This window comes from Bacillus fungorum, from assembly GCF_002746455.1.
GTDB lineage: Bacteria > Bacillota > Bacilli > Bacillales > Bacillaceae_G > Bacillus_A > Bacillus_A fungorum.
The window spans coordinates 71688-93259 of sequence record NZ_NWUW01000010.1; the positions used below are offsets into that span (position 1 = coordinate 71688).

General features: G+C 34.5%; 27 protein-coding genes. 12 read left to right on the top strand and 15 right to left on the bottom strand.

Annotated features, from left to right (window positions below; translation table 11 throughout):
• The 4 genes from CO726_RS15940 to CO726_RS15955 all read right to left on the bottom strand — a co-directional run bounded on the left by CO726_RS15940 (nt 1) and on the right by CO726_RS15955 (nt 4154).
• A complete protein-coding gene (locus tag CO726_RS15940) occupies nt 1–906 on the bottom strand; it encodes a DMT family transporter (protein ID WP_099684916.1) in 906 nt (301 codons plus the stop codon).
• Between the two features lie 264 nt (nt 907–1170).
• A complete protein-coding gene (locus CO726_RS15945; protein ID WP_000289561.1) occupies nt 1171–1494 on the bottom strand; it encodes an iron-sulfur cluster biosynthesis family protein in 324 nt (107 codons plus the stop codon).
• 186 nt (nt 1495–1680) lie between these two features.
• On the bottom strand, nt 1681–2901 hold the full coding sequence (locus CO726_RS15950) for an ATP-binding protein (RefSeq protein ID WP_099684917.1): 1221 nt from the start codon (nt 2899–2901) through the stop codon (nt 1681–1683).
• Nucleotides 2898–4154, bottom strand: coding sequence for an ATP-binding protein (locus tag CO726_RS15955; protein WP_099684918.1), 1257 nt, complete (start codon nt 4152–4154; stop codon nt 2898–2900). The genes CO726_RS15950 and CO726_RS15955 overlap by 4 nt, the downstream gene beginning before the upstream one ends.
• Before the next feature lie 240 nt (nt 4155–4394).
• Here CO726_RS15955 and CO726_RS15960 point away from each other — a divergent pair, with 240 nt between their 5' ends.
• Nucleotides 4395–5204 (top strand): alpha/beta fold hydrolase, encoded by an 810-nt coding sequence (locus CO726_RS15960; RefSeq protein ID WP_099684919.1) that lies wholly within the window; start codon nt 4395–4397, stop codon nt 5202–5204.
• A gap of 205 nt (nt 5205–5409) precedes the next feature.
• On the opposite strand, the gene CO726_RS15965 is transcribed toward CO726_RS15960, so the two are convergent.
• The 3 genes from CO726_RS15965 to CO726_RS15980 all read right to left on the bottom strand — a co-directional run bounded on the left by CO726_RS15965 (nt 5410) and on the right by CO726_RS15980 (nt 8321).
• On the bottom strand, nt 5410–7518 hold the full coding sequence (locus CO726_RS15965; protein ID WP_136699672.1) for an LTA synthase family protein: 2109 nt from the start codon (nt 7516–7518) through the stop codon (nt 5410–5412).
• A gap of 264 nt (nt 7519–7782) precedes the next feature.
• On the bottom strand, nt 7783–8013 hold the full coding sequence (locus CO726_RS15975) for a hypothetical protein (protein ID WP_098759807.1): 231 nt from the start codon (nt 8011–8013) through the stop codon (nt 7783–7785).
• Between the two features lie 11 nt (nt 8014–8024).
• The gene (locus CO726_RS15980; RefSeq protein ID WP_099684921.1) at nt 8025–8321 is read right to left on the bottom strand and encodes a DUF3986 family protein; all 297 of its coding nucleotides are present in this window, start codon (nt 8319–8321) and stop codon (nt 8025–8027) included.
• Nucleotides 8322–8441: 120 nt separating this feature from the next.
• Between CO726_RS15980 and CO726_RS15985 the strand changes: the two genes are divergently transcribed.
• The 3 genes from CO726_RS15985 to CO726_RS15995 are packed head-to-tail and all read left to right on the top strand — an operon-like array spanning nt 8442 to nt 11024.
• The gene (locus tag CO726_RS15985) at nt 8442–9449 is read left to right on the top strand and encodes an ABC transporter substrate-binding protein (RefSeq protein ID WP_136699674.1); all 1008 of its coding nucleotides are present in this window, start codon (nt 8442–8444) and stop codon (nt 9447–9449) included.
• Between the two features lie 11 nt (nt 9450–9460).
• Nucleotides 9461–10225: an ABC transporter ATP-binding protein gene (locus CO726_RS15990; protein ID WP_099684922.1), complete on the top strand. Its 765-nt coding sequence runs from the start codon at nt 9461–9463 to the stop codon at nt 10223–10225.
• Nucleotides 10218–11024, top strand: a complete 807-nt coding sequence (locus CO726_RS15995) for an ABC transporter permease (RefSeq protein WP_099684923.1) — start codon at nt 10218–10220, stop codon at nt 11022–11024. Before CO726_RS15990 ends, CO726_RS15995 begins: the two co-directional genes overlap by 8 nt.
• Before the next feature lie 33 nt (nt 11025–11057).
• Here CO726_RS15995 and CO726_RS16000 read toward each other — a convergent pair whose 3' ends face one another.
• From CO726_RS16000 to CO726_RS16015, 4 genes are all read right to left on the bottom strand, one after another.
• Nucleotides 11058–11285 (bottom strand): hypothetical protein, encoded by a 228-nt coding sequence (locus tag CO726_RS16000; RefSeq protein WP_099684924.1) that lies wholly within the window; start codon nt 11283–11285, stop codon nt 11058–11060.
• Between the two features lie 238 nt (nt 11286–11523).
• Nucleotides 11524–12060 carry a DUF3267 domain-containing protein gene (locus CO726_RS16005; RefSeq protein WP_099684925.1) on the bottom strand — a complete coding sequence of 179 codons (537 nt, stop codon included), beginning with the start codon at nt 12058–12060 and terminating at the stop codon, nt 11524–11526.
• A gap of 111 nt (nt 12061–12171) precedes the next feature.
• Nucleotides 12172–12651 carry an antimutator 8-oxo-(dGTP/GTP)ase gene (mutTA, locus tag CO726_RS16010; protein ID WP_099684926.1) on the bottom strand — a complete coding sequence of 160 codons (480 nt, stop codon included), beginning with the start codon at nt 12649–12651 and terminating at the stop codon, nt 12172–12174.
• Between the two features lie 84 nt (nt 12652–12735).
• The gene (locus CO726_RS16015; RefSeq protein ID WP_000435821.1) at nt 12736–13053 is read right to left on the bottom strand and encodes a hypothetical protein; all 318 of its coding nucleotides are present in this window, start codon (nt 13051–13053) and stop codon (nt 12736–12738) included.
• Between the two features lie 83 nt (nt 13054–13136).
• Between CO726_RS16015 and ytzI the strand changes: the two genes are divergently transcribed.
• The 4 genes from ytzI (at nt 13137) to CO726_RS16035 (ending at nt 14354) form a co-directional block, all read left to right on the top strand.
• Nucleotides 13137–13286 (top strand): YtzI protein, encoded by a 150-nt coding sequence (ytzI, locus tag CO726_RS16020; protein ID WP_136699676.1) that lies wholly within the window; start codon nt 13137–13139, stop codon nt 13284–13286.
• Nucleotide 13287: 1 nt separating this feature from the next.
• A complete protein-coding gene (locus CO726_RS16025; protein WP_099684928.1) occupies nt 13288–13518 on the top strand; it encodes a DUF3953 domain-containing protein in 231 nt (76 codons plus the stop codon).
• Between the two features lie 14 nt (nt 13519–13532).
• Nucleotides 13533–13763 (top strand): DUF3953 domain-containing protein, encoded by a 231-nt coding sequence (locus tag CO726_RS16030; RefSeq protein ID WP_099684929.1) that lies wholly within the window; start codon nt 13533–13535, stop codon nt 13761–13763.
• Nucleotides 13764–14123: 360 nt separating this feature from the next.
• Nucleotides 14124–14354, top strand: coding sequence for a YczI family protein (locus CO726_RS16035; protein ID WP_099684930.1), 231 nt, complete (start codon nt 14124–14126; stop codon nt 14352–14354).
• 141 nt (nt 14355–14495) lie between these two features.
• Here the strand turns inward: CO726_RS16035 and luxS are convergent, their stop codons facing one another.
• The gene (gene luxS / locus CO726_RS16040; RefSeq protein ID WP_016102897.1) at nt 14496–14969 is read right to left on the bottom strand and encodes an S-ribosylhomocysteine lyase LuxS; all 474 of its coding nucleotides are present in this window, start codon (nt 14967–14969) and stop codon (nt 14496–14498) included.
• 128 nt (nt 14970–15097) lie between these two features.
• On the opposite strand from luxS, the gene yidD reads away from it, so the two are divergent.
• Nucleotides 15098–15334, top strand: a complete 237-nt coding sequence (gene yidD / locus CO726_RS16045; RefSeq protein ID WP_099684931.1) for a membrane protein insertion efficiency factor YidD — start codon at nt 15098–15100, stop codon at nt 15332–15334.
• Here yidD and CO726_RS16050 read toward each other — a convergent pair.
• A complete protein-coding gene (locus CO726_RS16050) occupies nt 15331–15894 on the bottom strand; it encodes a beta-class carbonic anhydrase (protein WP_000838173.1) in 564 nt (187 codons plus the stop codon). The genes yidD and CO726_RS16050 overlap by 4 nt on opposite strands.
• Before the next feature lie 224 nt (nt 15895–16118).
• Between CO726_RS16050 and cydA the strand changes: the two genes are divergently transcribed.
• Nucleotides 16119–17468 carry a cytochrome ubiquinol oxidase subunit I gene (cydA, locus tag CO726_RS16055; protein ID WP_099684932.1) on the top strand — a complete coding sequence of 450 codons (1350 nt, stop codon included), beginning with the start codon at nt 16119–16121 and terminating at the stop codon, nt 17466–17468.
• On the top strand, nt 17458–18486 hold the full coding sequence (gene cydB / locus CO726_RS16060; protein ID WP_043935220.1) for a cytochrome d ubiquinol oxidase subunit II: 1029 nt from the start codon (nt 17458–17460) through the stop codon (nt 18484–18486). Before cydA ends, cydB begins: the two co-directional genes overlap by 11 nt.
• Before the next feature lie 168 nt (nt 18487–18654).
• On the opposite strand, the gene CO726_RS16065 is transcribed toward cydB, so the two are convergent.
• Both CO726_RS16065 and CO726_RS16075 read right to left on the bottom strand, forming a co-directional pair.
• Complete coding sequence (locus CO726_RS16065; protein ID WP_098759823.1) at nt 18655–18888, bottom strand: spore germination protein; 234 nt, start codon at nt 18886–18888, stop codon at nt 18655–18657.
• 82 nt (nt 18889–18970) lie between these two features.
• Complete coding sequence (locus tag CO726_RS16075; protein ID WP_099684933.1) at nt 18971–19795, bottom strand: S-layer homology domain-containing protein; 825 nt, start codon at nt 19793–19795, stop codon at nt 18971–18973.
• A gap of 716 nt (nt 19796–20511) precedes the next feature.
• Here CO726_RS16075 and CO726_RS16080 point away from each other — a divergent pair.
• Complete coding sequence (locus CO726_RS16080; protein WP_099684934.1) at nt 20512–21546, top strand: YdcF family protein; 1035 nt, start codon at nt 20512–20514, stop codon at nt 21544–21546.
• Nucleotides 21547–21572: the final 26 nt, after the last annotated feature.

Here is a 21572-nt window from a genome sequence, read left to right on the forward strand (position 1 = left end):
CTATTTTGATACAGGTTCCCCCGCAGTAGAATGCACTTTTACTTTCTCCAATTTCACAAACCATAGGCCGAAAAAAATGATAATTCCACCGATTATTTGTTGAAACGATACATATTCATTTGCCCATACAGCTGCAAATAAAACAGCTACAAGTGGCGTTATATACATATATACCATCGTATGTGACGCGCCAATTTTTTGAACACCAACATACCACATCACTAAACCAAATACTGTTACAAAGAAAATCGAATATAGTAAAGCAAATAGTGTCATTCCATGTGTAATATGAAATGGCATAATAAATACATGTGGTCCACTTAACAATAAAAGCGGAATCGCGCCAACTAATGCTGACCATGCAGTAACACGTAGTGCTGAATATTTTTTAATTAATGGACCTGCTAAAATAGGATAAAGCCCCCAGCATATTGATGTAATGAGCCCAACTCCATTTCCATAAAAAGAACTAGCAAGTGACTGCCCTGCTACTAAAACTAACGCTGCACCACCAAAGGCAATGATAGAACCAATGAGCTTTCGAGAAGAAAACTTTTCTTGTTTCAAAAAAATCGCAAATACAGTTGTAAAAATAGGTGAAATAGAAATGATTAAAGAGGCATTTGTAGCGGATGTATATTTGACAGTTTCCATAAATAATGTTTGATACAGTACAATACCTACAACGCTAACGATGATTAATCTAGGTATATCCTTTCGCTCCATATAAACCGACTTTTCAATAAAAAATGTAAGAAGTAACATAAGCGGTGCCGCCGATATCATTCGAAGTGCAGTAAACTCAATTGCTGTAAATTCTAAAAGTCCATATCTCGCAATCGTATAGTTAATCCCCCAAATGATAACGACTGCTAAAATTAATAACTCAATCCCCCATCTTCTCATGCGTATCCCCTCCGCAAATAAAATTATACAGAAAATTCAATTACATGTACATTTCATTATGTGAAAAAATTTTCGCATTTGTATGGAGAGTTTTGTTTTGGTGCATGAAATTATATCGGTGATTTTTTAAATATATCGACTTATCAACAAAAAACAACAATAATGGAAAATCCAATCAGCCCTCACAAATTGAGTGTTTACAAACAGTTAATGCGGAATAAAAAAGGTGGTTCCAAAACACATTTTGGAACCACCTTTTCTTTCTTACACTCGAACGTGTAACTTCATATTTGGATTATAAAATTGGCTCGGGCTCTTTAGCTGAAAAGTTCCTCCACCTTCATGCCAATCAACTGTTAACTTATCATCCATAAATACAAGCTTTGTGCGATCTGCGATAAAATTCATTGCGCTAGATTCGATATCCACATCACGCTCATCTTTTTCTGCTACAGCTACTAAATCGATAATTCCGCTCATTACACAACCGCAACCTTCATTATCATAAAATAACTTTATATATTTTGCTTCATTTGGAATCGTATCCATAATCTTTTTATATGCTGCTTCTGTTACAGTAACGTACATATGTTAATCTTCATCCTCTCTCGTCTCATTCATATATTGTACCACTATTTTTCTAAAACATTGTATACTGAAGATTAAGACTAATATAGAATATGTACTGTACCAATAGTGTAAACACTATCAAATTTTTATTCAAAAAAAGGAAATCCCTCTCAAATAAGTGATCTCCCTTTTAAAAATAATTTTTTATGATATCGGCAATATAACCTTCACCGTCGTTCCAACCCCAACTTCACTTTCAAAACTCATTTTACCGTTGTGGTCTTTAATAATTTTTTCTGTCACTACTAAACCTAAACCTGTTCCCGTTTCTTTCGTTGTGTAAAAAGCTTCATTTAGCTTCGGAATTTTGTCTTTTGGAATGCCGCAACCTTCATCCTTAACTTGAACAATGATTGCATCTTCTACAGTCACTTTAATCGTAATCGTTCCGCCAACTGACATTGCTTCAATCGCATTTTTAATTAAATTAAAAAATACTTGTTTTAATCGTTTTTCATCACATGTAATTGGTGGTATGTCTTTACTATAAATACCTTGTATGTGCACTCCCTGCTTAAAAGCAGGCTTCCCCATAACTCGAATAACATAAGCGATAATTTCTTCTATATTATGAATTTCTGATTCTGGTGATTTAGATTTCTCAAATCCACTAAGTTCTGTAGCAATTGTATGAATTCGTTCTACTTCTTGTTTCATAATATCACTATATATTTTATCCTCTGGATATTTATTCGCTTGCTTATTCACAAATTTATTTAAATTCGCTAGCGGTCCTCTAATTTTGTCACCAATAACTGTTGCCATTTTCCCAACAGTTGCTAGTTTTTCTGTTTGTTTTATTTCTTTATCCATCATCTCAAGCGTACGAACGTAAGACTGAAATCTCAAAAACATAATCCAACATATGATAGTAAATACACTATATAATGCCATTGGAATTAAAACGAGTGACGATTGAATAATGATTCCTATAAGAGCGTACTTTCCAACAAGTATCCCCGTAACTAACCAAAAATACCTTTTGTTCACAAAGATTGGTGCAAATAAAATAAAAAATACTTCTACTATATTCCCACCATCAAACTCAGCATCAATACCGTAGTAAATCATAAAATTATGGATAAAATCTAATAGATTATATCCAATTAGAATAATATACTTTACTGCAAATGGATTTTTCCATTTCATAAAGTATATTCCAATGCAAAATAAGATCACCATCAGAAAATAGAGCCATAAACCTAAACCATCTTCAAATTCTCCTACTCCTTCTTGCTCTCCTCCTATTAAAGGTACAATAAATTCGTAGGCAAGATCATATACAAAAAATATAATAAAAAATAAACTTAAAAATATTTTCAGCGCCTTTATTTCTTCATTTTTAAATATATCGTCTTTATTCATATGGTAACTCCTAGCTTTTCTCCCACTTGGATTTCATTATTTCCACACTGCTTTGGGAGAATGATGTCTATTCTAGTTCCAATATCTCTTTCACTTGAAATATGTAATTCACCAAGATGCTGCTCGGTAACAATTCGATTCGCTACCGTAAGTCCCAGGCCAATTTTATCTTGTTTCGTTGTATAAAAGGCCTCTTTAACACGGGCCAAATTTTCCTTCTTAATACCGTAACCATTATCGATTACACTTAGCATTACATAATCTTGTCCTTTATTTTCTAATCGTAAATCTAATGTGCCACCTTGCTCCATTGCCTCCAGAGCATTTTTTATGACATATAGCAAGACCCCTCTTATTTTCCGCTCATCACATTCAACTTCTATCGCCTTTTCTTCTACACTAGAAATAAGCTGAACGTTGGATTCATTCATTTTTTCGCGAAGAATTGTTATTGCTTGTAATGCAATTTCTCCTATATTATGTTTCTTATAAATAGGGGGTTTACATGTAGCAACTTCCATCAATTCACTTATCATACTATTCATATTTTCTATTTCAAAAATCATCTGTTTGTAAATAGGGTCCTCTCCATGCTTCTCCCGTTGTAATTGCGTAAATCCTTTTAATGAAGCAAGTGGATTTTTAATTTCATGTCCTACTGTCGCTGCCATTTTTCCGATTACTGCTAATTTTTGTGATTCACTAGCAATCTTAATACTTTCCTTTACCGCTAAAAGGTATTGTATAAATCGATTTAAAATGATGTATGCTGCTATTAATACAAGTGTATACATAATGAGGAACATAAACGCTTTTACTTCCTCTAATACAAATAAATAAATCACATATTTCCCTACAATGGTCGAAAGTACAAATACAAAATACTTTTTATTTAAAAATATAGGTACAAAGAAAATGAAAATGATTTCTATTATATTTACCGCATCAAATAACGCCTTATTATAGAGAATATACGAAATTATATTAACGATTTCTATCCCTATGTATACGAATATATATGTATATTTAACAAGGTTTGCTTTCTCTCTTTTTACTAAGTATATATTCGCGCATAGTATTGCTATTCCACATAAAACTTGCCACATTCCTCTATGCCAGTTTTCTATTAATGCTTTATTTTCTAATACGATTGCATAAGAAACTTGGTATACACCAACAGCGACATACAACACCCATAAAAAAATTTTTGCATTCCTTTCTTCTTCTTTATATGATAGAAAACTTTCTTTCACTTCAACACCCCTTCAAAATAATGTCTCGAAGAATACCATTTATTATAATAAATGATTTTCATAGACAAACAAAGATAAATCGAACATTTGAGGAAAATCATCCCAATAGAGCAAAGTATCTTCAGACTATATAAGCATAAAAGCTATAAACAATAATACGTATATTATGGGCGCAAAAAAATAAAAAAGCATAACGACGCTTTTTGGATAGAGCATATAAATAGGATAGGGGGATAATTTATGTTTGTTACCGTTGAGAAAGATGTTCATATTTTTGTGCAAGACGTCAATCCCGGCCCCGGTAGTAAAACTGTTTTCTTCGTCCATGGCTGGCCTTTAAATCATCAAATGTACCAATATCAACTTAATGTATTACCACAGCACGGTTTCCGCTGCATCGCTATGGATATACGCGGAAACGGGCAATCTGATAAACCATGGACTGGTTACACATACGATCGTTTAGCAGACGATATTGCCATCGTTCTAGAAGCACTTCAAGTAGAAAATGCTACATTAGTCGGTTTCTCAGTAGGTGGTGCTCTTTCTATTCGGTATATGTCCCGCTATAATGGTCATCGTATTTCTAAACTTGTATTAGTTGATGCTGTTTCCCCCTCTTTCGTTAAAAATCAGGAATCTCCCTATGGTGTCCCAAAAGAACAAGCAGATACCCTCATTAATCAAATGTATGCCAATCTACCAAAATTTTTAAATGATGTATCTTTATCATTTTTCAATAGAAATTTAGGGTCTGCTACGTTAGAATGGTTTTCTTATCTCGGTATGCAGTCTGCTTCCTACGCTCTCATCAAAATATTGCAAGCAGCCGCAAATGAAGATGTAACGAAAGATTTAAGTAAAATTAACGTCCCAACAAAAATATTCCACGGTGTTCACGATCAACTTATCCCTTACAAAAGTGCTGAACTCACGCAAAAACGGATTAAAAATTCTCAGTTACATCCTCTTACAAATAGCGGTCACGGCTCTCCAATCGATCAAGCGGATGAATTAAATGAGGAACTTATAAAGTTTTTGCATTCATAAAAACTTATGCCAAATCGTGTCGATATGAACGCAGTTTTTGAAAAGATTAAAATTCACACATTTCTCACAAATCAATCAATAAAACGATTACATTTTTATTTATACTAAATGTACAGGTAATACTCCCTAAACCCAGCTTGTCTGGTTACCCCGTTAAATACTATAAAAAAGAACTTGTATCGTTATACAAGTTCTTTTTGTTTTTCTATTTAAAAAGTATATCTTTACTATACTGCTTTCCAGCAAGTAAATCATATTGAATCATTTTATATTGCTCTAACATTTCTTTTTGTTCTTTTGTTAAATCGGTTATCTCTTCTCCATCTTTATTAACCTTTAACTCATCTCTAAGAACCGGTATTTCTTTATGCATTTTCGATAAAAATTGATAAAATGGTGATTGATTTAATCCTGCATAATCAAACACAAGACTAGAGAAATAAATTGGGCTTACTAAACCTAAATTATCATTTGGTAAATCGAAATTCGCATACATTAACAAAGGTGTTTCTGACATAATTAATCTTTCTCTTACCGTCTCTTCATTTTCTATATATCCTGCTTCTTTATAAATGGATTTATTAGTACCTAACATAGGTAAATGGTCTCCAAAGAAGACTAATAAAGTAGGTCTGTCTAAATCGTTAAGCTGCTCAATTAAATATTGCAACGCTTCATCCGACAGTCTTACCCCTTCTGTATATGATTCTAATTCTGCCTTCGATTCCTCTTCTGTTAATCCACTAATTTCTACTTTATTTTCTCCAAACATATTTGGCGTATATGGAAAATGATTTTGCATCGTCACCGCATGAATAAACGTAGGTTGTTTTCTCTTTTTTAATTCATCTATTATTTCTTTACTCATAGATAAATCACCAATATTATCTCCAACCGCTTCTTTATTTTTCATCGTGTCTTCTGCATTAAAATTATCGAATCCCAATGTTTTATATACATCTTCTCGTTTATAAAACGATCGGTTAAAAGCATGAATTGCACTTGCATAATATCCTTGTTTTTTTAATTCACTTGCAATGGATGGAATCTCTTTTTGACTTGGAACGGCTTGTTGATATGGTATAGAACCAGGCATTAAGAGACTCATTGAGTAACTCGTTAATGCTTCAAATTCTGTATTCGCTGTATTCCCTCCAAATGTAGGAGCTATCGTTTGTCCGCCTGGGAAATTCTCTGTATAATGATGTAAATTCGGCACTGGATCTTCGCTAAATGAAAGATCCGTTAATTTTGTCGGATCCCAAAATGCCTCACTCATAATATATATAATGTTCGGCTTCTCTGCCTTTTTTTGCACTTTTACTTTTCCGCCATATTGCTTTTCTATATCCTTCGCAATTTGCTGCATATTTTCTTTTGAATATTCCTCTGGCTCTTTAATGACTGTCGTATCTAAGTTACTTAAAAATCCAATAACAAAACCATTCACCTTATAATTTGCAGCTTGATTCCACGGACGGATGTCTACCCCAGCTTTTGTAAATATATTATTCATAAAGGTAATAGGGTAGTTACTATATGCATACAACATAAACGCAGAGCCACATATTAAAAGAATCCTCATAATAATATGTGATTTTATAACTGGAATATACTTTCGTATATATATAACTACACACACAATCAAAATAATAGCTACTACTGCCAGGAACATATTCCAAAAACTAAAATAATCCATGACCATCGGTATAACGGAATCCATATGACCAATCTGTGTGAAATCAGACGGGTAGAATGGCTCTCCTCTAAAAATGAGCTTAAAATGGTTCACCATCACAAAAATAATCAAAACTAAGCTAGTTATCGTTGTACTTAAGAAAACTCTGCCAAGCAAATTATATGCAAAAACGTATACCATATAAATAAATAACAGGCTCAATATATACTGTCCATATTGTAAATACACCCATGTATTTACTACTATAAGATTCATATCCTCCTGTATCAGGATATACATCCAATTCATTGTATGAGCAATTAAAAATAATACGACATAAACTCGAATAGCCGGCCTAAGCTTATGACTGATACCTTTATTTAAATGAATGATGTATAGTAGTACACTCCACAAAACAATAATGAGTATACTTAGCTGGATTTTCCCATTAAAAAATTCTTTCGTTCTCTCGAATTCGAAAGACCTTAACATAACAAAAAACAGCGTTTCTAAACAAATCGCCCACATTCCACTAAGAATGATAGAAATTAATAGGTTCTTCCTCGGCTCCTGAGGAGAAAAACTAAGATAAAATTCATCTCTTCTTCGTTGTTGTGTTAAAACATTAAAAAGCAATTTATTCCCTCTTTCCTTTACCCTTCGTCTCGCATCAACAAACATATTGTCCTATACAAAATACCATATTTGTATGCAGTTAGTCTCCCTATGTGTTTGTATTATACACGTGTATCCTTAATTTCCCCTTAAAAAATACAACTTCTTCATCTCTATATTCTAGTAGTATAAATGAACTACGCTTCACTAAATTATTACCATAAGAAAAAGAACCTACCAACACGGATAGGTTCTCCTTCATTCTAACAGACATGAGCATATGTATTATATAAGAGAATACATCCATACTTTCCATATAATACATACAAGTACGATAACTACAAAATCAAAAAGATCTAATCTCGGACCCTTTTTCATATTCATCTCTAGCCACATATGAACCCATTTCACTTTTGTATATTTTTGAATGTTTTTCTTTGCAAATCGGTAAATGAGCAGTTGCATAATAAAAAATCCGACTACGAAAATAAACAATAGAATGAGAAAATCGACCACTACATTCCTCCCTATTTTTGCAGCGATTTTTCTACTAGCTGATTTCTCAAAACCCACTCTTCAAATTGAGCACTTCCAAATTCCCAACTAAGATCACGAGCATGTACAGAAAAAACGTAATAACCAGCATATTCGTCCATAAATCTACCTGTCTCGATTTCATCTTTCTGAAGACCATATGCTCCAAAATTAAAATACACATCCCACACGTCTTCATTCTTCCGCTTATAAGCAATCGATTCCATATCACATTCTGTTCCGAAATAATCAAGATGTAAATGTACGCTATCATCATATTCGTACTCCATTTTATCACCCCTTATATTTGTACTTCTTTATCACCAAAAAAATTCCTGCTATCTACACTCACATATGGGCACTTACCTACATATCATGCTTGTAGAGTAACTTCTAGGAGGTGTTATATAGTGAAAAAATTAATAGCTATTTTTTGCATCATGCTACTAGCTGTTTTCACATTTGCTGCTTGCAGTAGTAAAAAAGAAAGTACGAAAGAACAAACTCAAAATGTTCGCGTCGGTGAAGTTACCCATTCTCTCTTCTATGCCCCCTTATATGTCGGGATTGAAAAAGGATTTTTTAAAGATGAAAGATTAAATGTTGACCTCCAAACAACAGCTGGCGGAGATAAAACGATGACCGCCCTATTATCTGGCGGAATTGATATTGCTCTCGTCGGTTCTGAAACGTCCATTTACGTTCATCAACAAGGTGCAAAAGACCCTGTCATTAACTTCGCGCAACTTACACAAACAGATGGAACATTTTTAGTTTCGCGTAAAAAATTAGACTCTTTTAATTGGAATGACGTAAAAGGTGTTACGTTTTTAGGACAGCGTAAAGGCGGCATGCCGCAAATGGTTGGAGAATACGTTTTAAAGAAAAATGGCATTGATCCTCACAAAGATACAAACTTAATTCAAAACATCGAATTTGCTAACATTGCAAGTGCCTTTGCATCTGGTACTGGAGAATTTGTACAGCTCTTTGAACCGACTGCAAGTATATTCGAAAAAGAAGGAAAAGGTTATATCGTCGCCTCGTTCGGAGCTGAATCTGGTACTGTTCCTTATACAACGTTCATGGCAAAGGAAAGTTTCTTAAAAAAGGATAAAGCTGCTGCTGAAAAATTCACACGTGCGCTCTATAAAGCACAACAATGGGTTGATACACATAGCCCAGAAGAGATTGCTGATGCCGTTTCTCCGTTATTTAAAGACACTTCAAAAGACATTACAGTAAAAGTAATTGAACGGTATAAAAAGCAACATTCTTATGCGACAAATCCGCTATTAGATGCTGAAGAATGGAAACAGCTCCAAACGATTATGAAAGAAGCTGGCGAATTACAAAAAGAAGTTCCACATGAAGCGCTCGTCAATACAAAAATTGCCGAAAGCGTTATTAAGAAATAGAGGCGAAGTGTATGAGCTTTTTACAAATACGTAACGTTTCTCACTGCTTTTTCGCAAAAGAGAATGCCAAATTGATTCTCGAAGATATGAGCTTACAAGTGGAAGAAGGCGAATTTATTTCTATACTCGGTCCAAGTGGTTGCGGCAAAACGACACTCCTCTCCATTATTGCCGGGCTGCTCGATCCAATTGAAGGTATCGTCTTTTTAGATGGTGAGCCCATTACAACGAAAACTCCATCTATGGGGTATATGTTGCAGCAAGATTACTTGTTCCCATGGAAGACAATTGAAGAAAATATAATGCTTGGACTTCACACCCGAAAAATGTACGATGAACAAACGAAAAAACATACTTTACAGCTTTTAAAGCAAGTCGGTCTACATGGTGTAGAAGAACAATACCCTCGTGAACTATCCGGCGGTATGCGTCAACGTGCCGCTCTCGTTCGAACGTTAGCGACCGATCCGAAAATTTTATTGCTAGATGAGCCATTCTCTGCGCTCGATTATCAAACGAAATTGAAACTAGAAGATCTCGTTTTCAACTTACTACGCAAATATAAGAAAACTTCACTACTCGTGACACATGATATTGAAGAAGCAATTGCGATGAGTGATCGTATTTATTTACTACAAGCGAACCCTGGAAAAATTGCCAAAATATTTATCGTCCCAGAAAGTATCCGTTCCTTATCACCGTTAGAATCACGCCACCACCACGACTTCCCATCCCTCTTCCAAGATATATGGAAGGAGCTGGAGCGCCTTGGATAATATAAAGCAACTACATGAACAGTTTCGGAAGAAAGAACGCAGGAGCGCATGGTTAGCCAGGTCTTTACAACTTTTACTACTCATTCTTTTCTTTGCACTATGGGAAATAGCTAGCAAAAAAGAGTGGATTGATCCTTTACTCTTTAGCTCGCCTTCAAGCATTTGGAATCTCTTCCTTAGTAAATGGATTGACGGTTCGCTTTGGGTTCACATATGGACGACATTACTTGAAACGGGAGTAGGCTTCATTCTTGGAACAGTGCTCGGTGCTATTATCGCGACTTTCCTTTGGTGGATACCGCTTCTCGCCCGCGTACTTGATCCATATCTTGTCGTCCTAAACGCCATGCCAAAAGTGGCACTTGGTCCTATTATCATTGTCATCTTCGGTGCAAATATTTCTTCTTCGATTGCAATGGGGGTAATCATTTCCATCATCATTACCATTCTCGTTATTTACAGTGCATTTCAAGAAGTCGATTCTAACTATATAAAAGTGATGGACACATTTGGCGCAAATAAATGGCAATGTTATAAGCAAGTTATTCTTCCTGCATCCTTCCCAGCCATTATTTCAACGTTAAAAGTAAACGTCGGCTTATCATGGGTCGGTGTTATATTCGGCGAGCTTCTCGTCTCTAAACAAGGTCTTGGCTACTTAATTAGCTACGGGTTCCAAGTATTTAATTTCACTCTCGTCTTACTGAGCGTACTACTCACCTGTGTCCTCGCAACACTGATGTATGTGTTTGTCGAGGCATTTGAAAAACTTCTAATTGGAAAACGAAAAAAAAGCTGACTTAGAGCAATAGACTATAGTCAGCTTCTTTCTTTACCTTTTATCACACATCTTTGTTTCATTTGTAACGCTGCCATTCGCAACTGTAACTGTATGGAAACAATCTTTCACACGTACTGTAACGACATTTTCTTTTCGATCTATTACATGATAATCATCATACTTTTTATTTAATGCACTACGAATTTGCTCCCCTTCAAAAATCGGAAAACCATGAGACATTACCCAAATGAGACCAGCAACAGCAAGAATCGTTTTCATACGTTTCATTACCTCCTCGAGAGTAAACTTATAGTCCCTACAATATGCGCATTATAATTGTGTCTATTTTGTGACATTTTTATACTAATTCTATTTTATAGTGATAGTTCCTTCTTCTTTTTAATAAAAAAGACAGAATTTTCTATTTTATCGACATAAAAAGACTCAAAGAACTAGAATTCTTTACGTTTTCTTGGCTAACATATATGAAACATATAACTCACATTAGTGTCCACTATTATTCATATACTGTAAACTGCGGTTTACTCGGATGATCTTTAACTAGCGCATCTTCTGGAAACTTTGAAACCTTTCGATATAGAGCAATATCACCGATACAACCTGCTGTTAGTAGAATTCCTAAAAATGAAAGTGGCTCCAGATTCATAGCTAATCCCAACACAATTGGCAAAATTCCAGTCGGTAAAAACGGCAACATTAACACTTTCTTCATTTGCTTTACTGTAATTTCTTTTTTAGAATGAGCGTATGCAACACCTAACTTCCAATTGACGCCCCATTTTAGTTCACTCCACGGAACACCTCCGATATAGTGAAATCCTATTAAATGTATCGCTTCATGAATACAAACGAGAACAATCATTGCGATAATAAAAAGAAACATGGTTAATAGCGTAATTTCAAGTTGAAATCCGCCTAAAAGAAATATATGCAAATAACTAATTCCAATCGCCAAAGCAATTGTTATAAAAAATAAATAAAAGTTTAATTTAACCATCGAAATAGTAACAGTCGTTTCTTTTCCTTTATCCACCCTCTCCCTCCTAATATATAAATATACATATAAAAAAATTATAATATAGCCAAAATTATGTAAAGATATATTTACATTTGATCTTACACACAAAAAAAGAAACCGGCCACTTTACTTCGTAAAACAGCCGATTTCTTCTATATGTTTCATCGTACGCGCTAATACATCGTCGCGCATTATAAAGCTAAATTTTCTATCCGTTTTAATGTTGTCAGGAATGTGTTTTAATAAAACAGACCCCTTCGTTTCTTCGTAATGCGTATGTTCTTCTACTGCACTAATCGTTGCAAAATAAATGTTTTTAATAATTATTTTGTCTTTTCCAGATACTTTATATTGTCCTAAGTAAGTTAAATCAGAAACTATGCCGCCGGTTTCTTCATGAACCTCTCGAACTGCCGCTTCTTCCGGTGTTTCCCCTAATTCTACTTTACCACCTGGAAATTCAAGACCGCGACGTAAATGATGCGTTAATAACCATTGATCCCCGTACCGGCATACAACCCAAACATGCTTTGGCTCAGGAGAAAATGGATAACGTTCAAACGATAATTGTACAGTATTGTGGTAATAATCTTTAAATTTGTACATGCCATTACTCCCCTATTGATGGTTACAAGTTTTTCCTACCACAAATTGTAGCATATTCTCGCTTTTCTGCATAATATTATCCAATTATAATCCATTGATTATTCCCATTTGCGCGACTAATTCTTTCGTCTCATGATTTCCTAAATCATAAATCATTTTATATGCTTTTTGTAGTTGTTCATCATATCGGTCATTATTAGAATCGTGATGATACTCAACAAATGGAACGTGAGAACGTACAAATGAACCTAAATCCTCTACATATGCTTGATCGAAGTACTCTCTCAGCTCCGTAATTTCCTCATCACTTGCGGAAATCTCAAAATTATACGTATCCGCCGTCTTCACTTGTGAAATTTGACCGTTTCCTATTGATATATAATATGTTTTTTTCTGCTCCATGTAACACCCTTCTTTCATCCTTTTAATTTCTATTGTTTTCATCAATTACAAAATTATGTAAAATAAAGAAAAGGAGGGATTTTATGCTCAAAATATTAATTATCGGCATTATCATCGTCCTAGTCATACTAGTACTCTCCGTCATGACGATTAATAAAGGCTACGCTTATAAACATTCTATTGATAAACTAGAAGATAACCCTTATACAAAAAATAATAAGGAGGATTTATAATATACTTCGCGTACTTCGCATCGTAATCGCGCTCACTGTGATTATTATGTCGGCAATCGGATTATATACAGGTCAAAATAATTTTTTACCTCTTTCCCAGTTTCTATTAGGAGCTTTAATGTTCCTCATTGCAATAGAACAAATAAAAAAGAAGGATGCAGGAACAGGGTTTATTTGCATTATTACCGGTGCTTTCCTTTGGATTGTTCTCATCATTATCTATATAAAATAAAAGGAGGTACATGCATGCTAAAAGGATTACGGATTGCTTTTTCACTTATTGCGTTATCTATAGCAATCTATAGCTTTTTTACTGGTAATAGAGAAATGATGCCTTATATGTTCATCTTCTTAGGAGCTATGGCCCTCACCATAAGTTTAGAGGAAATATTAAAACAGCAAACAGGAGGTAGTGTGCTTGCTCTACTAGCTGGAGCCGCTGCTTTATTTATTGGTTTCACAGAAATATTCCGGTAAATAGTCTAAAGGAGGCTATACAATGCTAACTCTAACTAAATTACGGATTTTTTTAGCACTTTTCACGCTTCTCATACTCTCTCTTTGCACTTATATCCAGATTACCGATCATTTCTCACTTCTCCCATACGTACAATTTATTCTCAGTTGTTCCTTTATTCTTCTAGGAATGAATGAACTGAAATCTGGAAGAAAATCAATGAGTATTCCGTATTTTTTCGTTTCTAGCCTTATATTCTTCGTTTTAATATCGAACTACTTTTGCTATATGTAGAATGAAACTTTGAGCAATTTAGCATATGTTTAAGCATGTTTATACTTACTTTTGTTATTCCATCTATTCTTTTAAAGGGGGATTCCATGTTAAAAAACATTCAAATTATAATCGCCACTATCGCTCTTATTCTCGCCTTATTTAGCCTCTTTGCAAACTTCACTATTCTTTTACCTTACGTGTTTATCCTTTTAAGCATTATGTTTATCCTTTTCGGAATTGATGAAATAAAACAACAACAAAAAGCAAAAGCATTTGTTTATTTTCTTGGTTCTGCCTTTGTTTTATATGTTGGTATATCTAGTTTATTTTCATAAAAAGAAGAAGATGGTCACTCTTAATAAAATAAAAAAACTGCCCTTTCACAGGCAGTTTTTCCTTCTTATCCCGATTGGTTCAACTAATAATCAGTGGGTGATAGGGCCCATCCCCCATCACCCACTGATTAAAGTTTCACTTTATCCAAACACTTTCTCAAGTTCATTTTTATCTTGGCTTAACCAGAAGTTCATTAAGCGTTGTGCTCCTTCTAAGTCGTGAAGCTTCGCTTGGCCACATTGTGTTTCATTTGCAGCTGGAATTTCTGTAATTTGAACCGCATCTTTTAATGTTAATTCTAATAAATCAATAATTTCTCGAACTGTTGGTGTTCCGCTTACTACAAGATAGTATCCTGTTTGGCAGCCCATCGGTGAAATATCGATAATATCAAAATGCGGATAACGATCAATATATTTACGTAGATTAAATGCTAATAAATGTTCTAACGTATGAATAACATCTGGTTTCATTGCTTGTTTATTCGGTTGGCAGAAACGAATATCAAATTTATTTACAATACCGTCACTACCTACATTGTGAACTCCACAATGTCTTACATAAGGCGCCTTTACAATCGTATGATCTAATTCAAAGCTTTCTACTGATGGCATACAACATCTCTCCCGCTTTTAATTTAATTCCGTTATATCCAATATGATATAACGGAAATGCACATTAGTAAAGTATTATGTACAGTCGTGCTATAATACTTTAAGAATATGCTGAAAAGGAGACCGTTATGAAACAGATTTTTATTGGGATTATACGCTTTTATCAAAAATTTATTTCTCCGATGACACCACCAACGTGTCGCTTTTATCCGACTTGTTCTCATTACGGATTAGAGGCATTTCAAAAACATGGTGCACTCAAAGGCTTTTGGCTTACTTGTACGCGTATATTAAAATGTCACCCTTTCCACCCGGGAGGATTTGATCCTGTCCCAGATAAAAAGGATGACAAAGTAAATTCTTAATTGTCGTAACCATTCACAACTAAATCTAATTTTCCTGTATCAGGATCGATAACAAGACCGTGAACAGGCACTTCTTCTGGAAGTAATGGATGGTTGCGAAGTATTGATACGCTATGTTCTACACTTTCTTCTACACTAGAGAACCCTTGTAGGAATCTTTCTAAATCGATTCCAGAATAACGAAGTGTATCTAATTTCTCATTTGTTATACCGCGCTCTTTCATCTTCTCAATTGTACTGCTTGCTTGAATTTTTGCCATACCACAATCGTGGTGACCAACTACACAAACTTCATCAGCACCAAGTTCATATACAGCAACTAAAATACTACGCATAATACTTCCGAAAGGATGTGAAATAACAGCGCCTGCTACTTTAATAATTTTCACATCACCGTTACGCATATTCATCGCTTTTGGTAATAATTCAACAAGACGAGTATCCATACAAGAGATAATTACCATTTTTTTATTCGGGAATTTTCCTGTTTCATACTCTTCGTATCTTTTCTCTTCAACGAATTTTTCATTGTATTGTAAAATCTCTTCTAATGACTTCATAATAAAAAACCCTCTTTTCTCTCATTTACATTACTTATATAGTGTACCAAAATTAAAAAAACTCAAAAAGTATATTGCATTATAGTAAAAATAGGATGTTTTCAGATAATCGACATAATTCTTTCAAAATATACACACACCTTTGTAACAAGTCCCCTCTATTTTAAACGTATTTTCACTATAAACTGATTGTAGATAATGTAAAAAAGGAGTGAATATTCATTATGTCCGACGTTCTGTTACTGAGTCGTTTTCAATTTGCAATTACTATTTTTTATCACTTTTTATTTGTACCTTTGACAATCGGACTTGTCATTTTAGTAGCATGTATGGAAACTCAATACGCCCGCACATTGAATCCAACATACCGTAAACTGGCAAATTTCTGGGGTAAATTATTTACAATTAACTTCGTAATGGGGATTATAACCGGGATTACGATGGAATTCCAATTTGGAACAAACTGGTCTGAGTACTCCAAATATATGGGAGACATTTTTGGATCACCTCTTGCAATTGAAGCACTCGTTGCCTTCTTCTTAGAATCTACTTTCATGGGAATATGGTTATTCGGTAAAGACAAAATTTCACCAAAGTTCCGTGCCTTCTGTATGTGGATGGTTGCACTTGGAACAAATATTTCCGCACTTTGGATTATTACAGCAAATGGTTTTATGCAAAACCCTGTTGGCTATGTAGTACGTAATGGCCGCGCTGAATTAAATGATTTCTGGGCACTCGTTACAAATCCATATGCTTGGAACATGTTCTTCCATACTGTCATTGGTTGTTATATCGTAGGTGCTTTCTTCGTTATGGCAATTAGTGCCTATCACTTATTGCGTAAAAATGAAGTGGAATTCTTCAAAAAATCATTTAAGTTTGGTTTAATGTTAGGCTTATTCGCCGCAACAATTACACCGTTTATGGGACATCAATCTGGTGTATCAGCAGCTAAATATCAACCTGCAAAAGGAGCTGCGATGGAAGCAGTTTGGGAAACTGGAAAAGGACAAGGCTTCTCAATTGTTCAAATTCCTGATGTGAAAAATGAGAAAAACTTTGAATTCCTTACGATTCCAAAACTCGGAAGCTTCTTCTATACAAACTCATTTGATGGCGAAATTGTTGGTTTAAAAGATATTCCGAAAGATGAACGTCCAAATGTTAACCTCGTGTATTATAGCTTCCGCTTAATGGTTGCACTTGGTATGTTCTTTATGGCATTAACTTGGTATGGCTTCTATTTAAACCGAAAAGGAAAACTAGAAAACTCAAAACGTTATTTAAAAATTACAATATGGTCTGTCTTACTGCCATACATTGCGATTAATGCTGGCTGGATTGTCGCTGAAGTAGGTCGTCAACCTTGGACAGTATATAAACTAATGCGTACAGCAGAATCTGTATCGCCTATATCTGTCCCGCAAATTTGGTTCTCATTAATTAGTTTAATTTTGTTCTACACTTTACTTTTAATCGCAGACGTATACTTAATGCTGAAGTTCGCGAAAAAAGGACCTGCAGCATTAGAAGAACATGCTACTGAGGGAGGCGTGGCTCATGTCTCATGATATGCTTGCAATCATTTGGTTTGGTTTATGGGGCGTGATTTGGACAGTTTACTTCATTCTTGACGGGTATGCACTTGGTAACGGAATGATTTTTCCTTTCGTTACGAAAGATCGACAAGAACGAAATCAATTACAAGAAGCAATTGGCCCATTCTGGGGCGGTAATGAAGTATGGTTAATTACAGCTGGTGGTGCAACATTTGCTGCCTTCCCAGTCACATATGCCAATATGTTTAGTTATCTCTATACACCGTTATTCTTAGTATTACTTGCACTGTTTGCTCGTGCCGCTGGACTGGAATTCATGCATAAAGATGATTCACCAATTTGGCAAAAAACTTGTAAATGGGCATTTACAATTGGGAGTTTCTTAATCGCCTTTTTATTCGGTGTTACATTTGCTAACTTGTATTACGGACTACAAATCGGAAAAAATGGCTATGAAGGAAATTTACTTAGCTTACTAAACCATTACGGTATTTTAGGAGGGTTGTTCTTCACTGCTATATTCGTTGTCTCTGGTGCCCTTTGGGTCATGATTAAAACGACTGGTGAAGTATCCGACCGTGCTTATAAAATTGCAAGACCGTTTTCAATGGCAGCAGCTATTATTTTAGCTATCTTCTATGTAGCAACTGCTAATCGGACAAACTTATTCCAAAACTTTACGGAATATCCGGTACTATTCATTCTTCCAGTACTTGCAATGCTAATGAGTGTACTCGCACTTATTATGGTGTACAAACATAAAATTGGCCTTGCATTCACATTCGTTTGCTTAACAATCGCAATGTTTATGACAACTGGCTTTGCAGGTATGTTCCCAAGAATGTTACCATCTCGTATTAATGACGCTTATAGTACAACGCTATATAACGCAGCTGGTAGTCAATTAAACTTAAAAATTATGTTCTTCGTTGCAATGGTTATGGTACCAATTGTTATTGGATATCAACTTTGGAGCTACAGTATCTTTAAAAATAAGATCCATAAAGACTCTGCTAAAGGGTATCACTAAAATGAAAAGAGACACTTCGTTTTTGAAGTGTCTTTTTTTACGTATGATTTTTGATAAGATGTTATATTTCCAATCTAACAACTATAATACAGAAGAATCATTAACAACTCACAGTTAAATTGTATCACACAACAAACATATTACTTTATGCAACTTTGCATATAAAAATTATAACGTAGATTGGATTACTTGATCATACACATCGTTATCCCCTACATCCGCTGTACTAATACCACTAAACGTCCTCACATTAAATCCTGTATTCGATGATCCCGACCCATTATACGCTTTCGTCTTTTCAATAGGCTGTACGTTATATTTATCACCTAAATTAATCGTTCCATTGCAGTTTTCAATAATAACACCTTCCACAACTGACGGCATTTTGTCACCTACTTTCATTTCCTTACTTTCATTTTATGAAAAGCGCCTAAAAAAATAGCATGTTTCAATAAGAAAAAGCACTCAGAGTGAGTGCTTTTTCTTATTTACCTTTTTTCTTTCTCTCACAAGCGATTCCATCGCCATCACGATCTAAATGCTTACCGTAATAAGGACTATCTCTTGTAATATCATAATATCCCGCATCGTTTGCTTCTTTACAGTTAGCAAAGCGTTTCGGATCCGGCTTTACTTCTGGTTTCACTTCCGGTTTTACTTCTGGTTTCGGTTGTGGTTGTTTTGCTCCTGGTCTTTCTTCAAGTGGTAACGTTGCATTATATAAGAACTGAACGTATTGCTCACGACTTACATGCATTCTAGGTGCGAATGTGCCATCACCAGTTCCAGCTGTAATATAATTTGATTTAATTGCAGTAATCGCAGGATTCGCCCATCCATTTCTATCTACATCCGGGAAATTATGATCCCCTCTTATTTGCAATTGGAATCCCTTTGTTAAAATTTGTGCCATTTCATCACGAGTAAGTGAATCTTTCGGTCTAAATTTTCCTGTGCCATCACCAGCGAATACACCCATCTCTGTTAAAGCAAGAATCTCTTTTTTAAACCTAGTCGAACGATCCGTAACATCTTTATATGGATTATTATACTGTTCTTTTACGACTGGCTTTAATTGACGGAACATAAGAGCTGCAACTTGCTCACGCGTTACATCATCACCAAATCCAAAAATCCCATTTCCGTATCCAGCAACAACGTTTTTATTTGCTAAATCCATAATTGCCTTATAAGACCAATGATTGTTTGGAACATCTTTAAACTCTACACTTGCCTGTGCTGTTCCAATTGAAGTAAATGCTGTAGTTGCAACAATTGCACCTGTTAAAATTAATTTTTTAAATCCCATGCTTAAGTCTCCTTCTCTTTCCTATAATAACCACTTAACAATATAACAAATTATTCTAATATAATTTGTCGCATTATGTCGAAAACAAAAAAGAATCCAGCAGGATTCTTTTTTGCTAAGCACGAATAGCAAGTTTGGAGACAGTTGACTTCTTCAAAATTTTATTAGGGGTAATATTTTGAAAAAGAAAGCCTTTCATATGTAGGTTAACACTACTGGAATATATAGTAAATTGATAATGTTTATACGGAAGATTACCAATATTTAGTATAGATAGTTTCCACTATGAAAACAGTGAAAACCATCTATACTAAACAATAAAAGGTGCCTTCAAAGAAGACACCTTTTGCGCTTTTCATAAACAGACACTATAAAACAGAATTATTTATTGTTATACGATTGTTAGATACAAAAAGTAGAGGGAAATGTTTGTATTAAATTCTGCTTTATAAAGTCTGTCTACAGCTTATATTTTAATCCTCTTCCCTTGAAAATAAATACAATATGCATAATTGCATACCTAAAAAAAAGGCACTCTACTGAGTACCCCTTCAACCATTTTACTTTTAATATATCGCTTTGAATATATTGTAACATACGTATTCAAATATTTTATTGAGAAAATTCAAAATCCTTTTTTTTTCATTTTCAATTATAAAATCATGTAATATAGAAGGTATGTCAAATTCTTATATAAATTGAGGTGTACTATATTTATGTATTTTGGAATTATTCCTCTTATATTGCTTATTATTTTTCTTATCTCATATTTAAAAGATCCACGAAAAATAATAAATGGTTTTTTATTTAATACCTTTTTCTGTTTTTTCCTTCTTTTTTGTGTAATTGTATCTTTGAACTCAGATAGTGATGTCCTACGCTACATTATATTTTTACCTTTTTTAGCACTTATCATTATACTTCCTTTTGGTATTATTGCCTTAATGGTTGGGCTATTTCTGAATGCTAGAATTTTAATGAAGCGAGAAGGACGACGTTTCACTAACTGTTTAACACTCATTGCTGCTTTGGGGATGTTATTCTTTATGTTACTCCCTATTATAAATCCAGCAAGTTTGTTCTCATCACATTTCCAACCTATTTTTGCTGGTATTTCTCTTATAAGCGTATATTTCTTCATACACTTATCTAACTTCTTAAGCGCTTATTTTCTATATCAATTCAACAGACCAAGGCGTAATCAAGATTTCATCATCGTTCTTGGTAGCGGCTTAATTAATGATAAAGTACCACCTTTACTTGCAAGTCGTATTAATAAAGCGATCGACTTTTACTGGAAACAAGCAGCTGTGAATACACCACCAACAATCATTTTCTCTGGTGGACAAGGTCCAGATGAAGGTCTTCCAGAAGCCGAAGCGATGCAAAAGTACGCTGTTGAAAAAGGGATTCCTCTTGAACATACAGTGCAAGAAAATCGTTCTGTAAACACATATCAAAATATGTCGTTCTCTAAAGAAATTATGGATTCTTTAAAACCTGAAGGTAAGTATAGAAGTATTTTCACAACGAATAATTTCCATCTTTTCCGCGCTGGGATATATGCAAGACAAGCTGGTCTTAATAGCCAAGGAATCGGATCAAAAACTGCATTTTATTACTGGCCTAATGCAATGATTCGCGAATATGTCGCAATTGTCGTCATGGGACGTAAGCGCCATATGAAAGTATGTGGAACGATTTTAGGCTTCGCTTTATTCCTAACAGTCCTTAGTTTTATTGTTTCTTAACATTCTCCCATCCTTTCATAAGGATG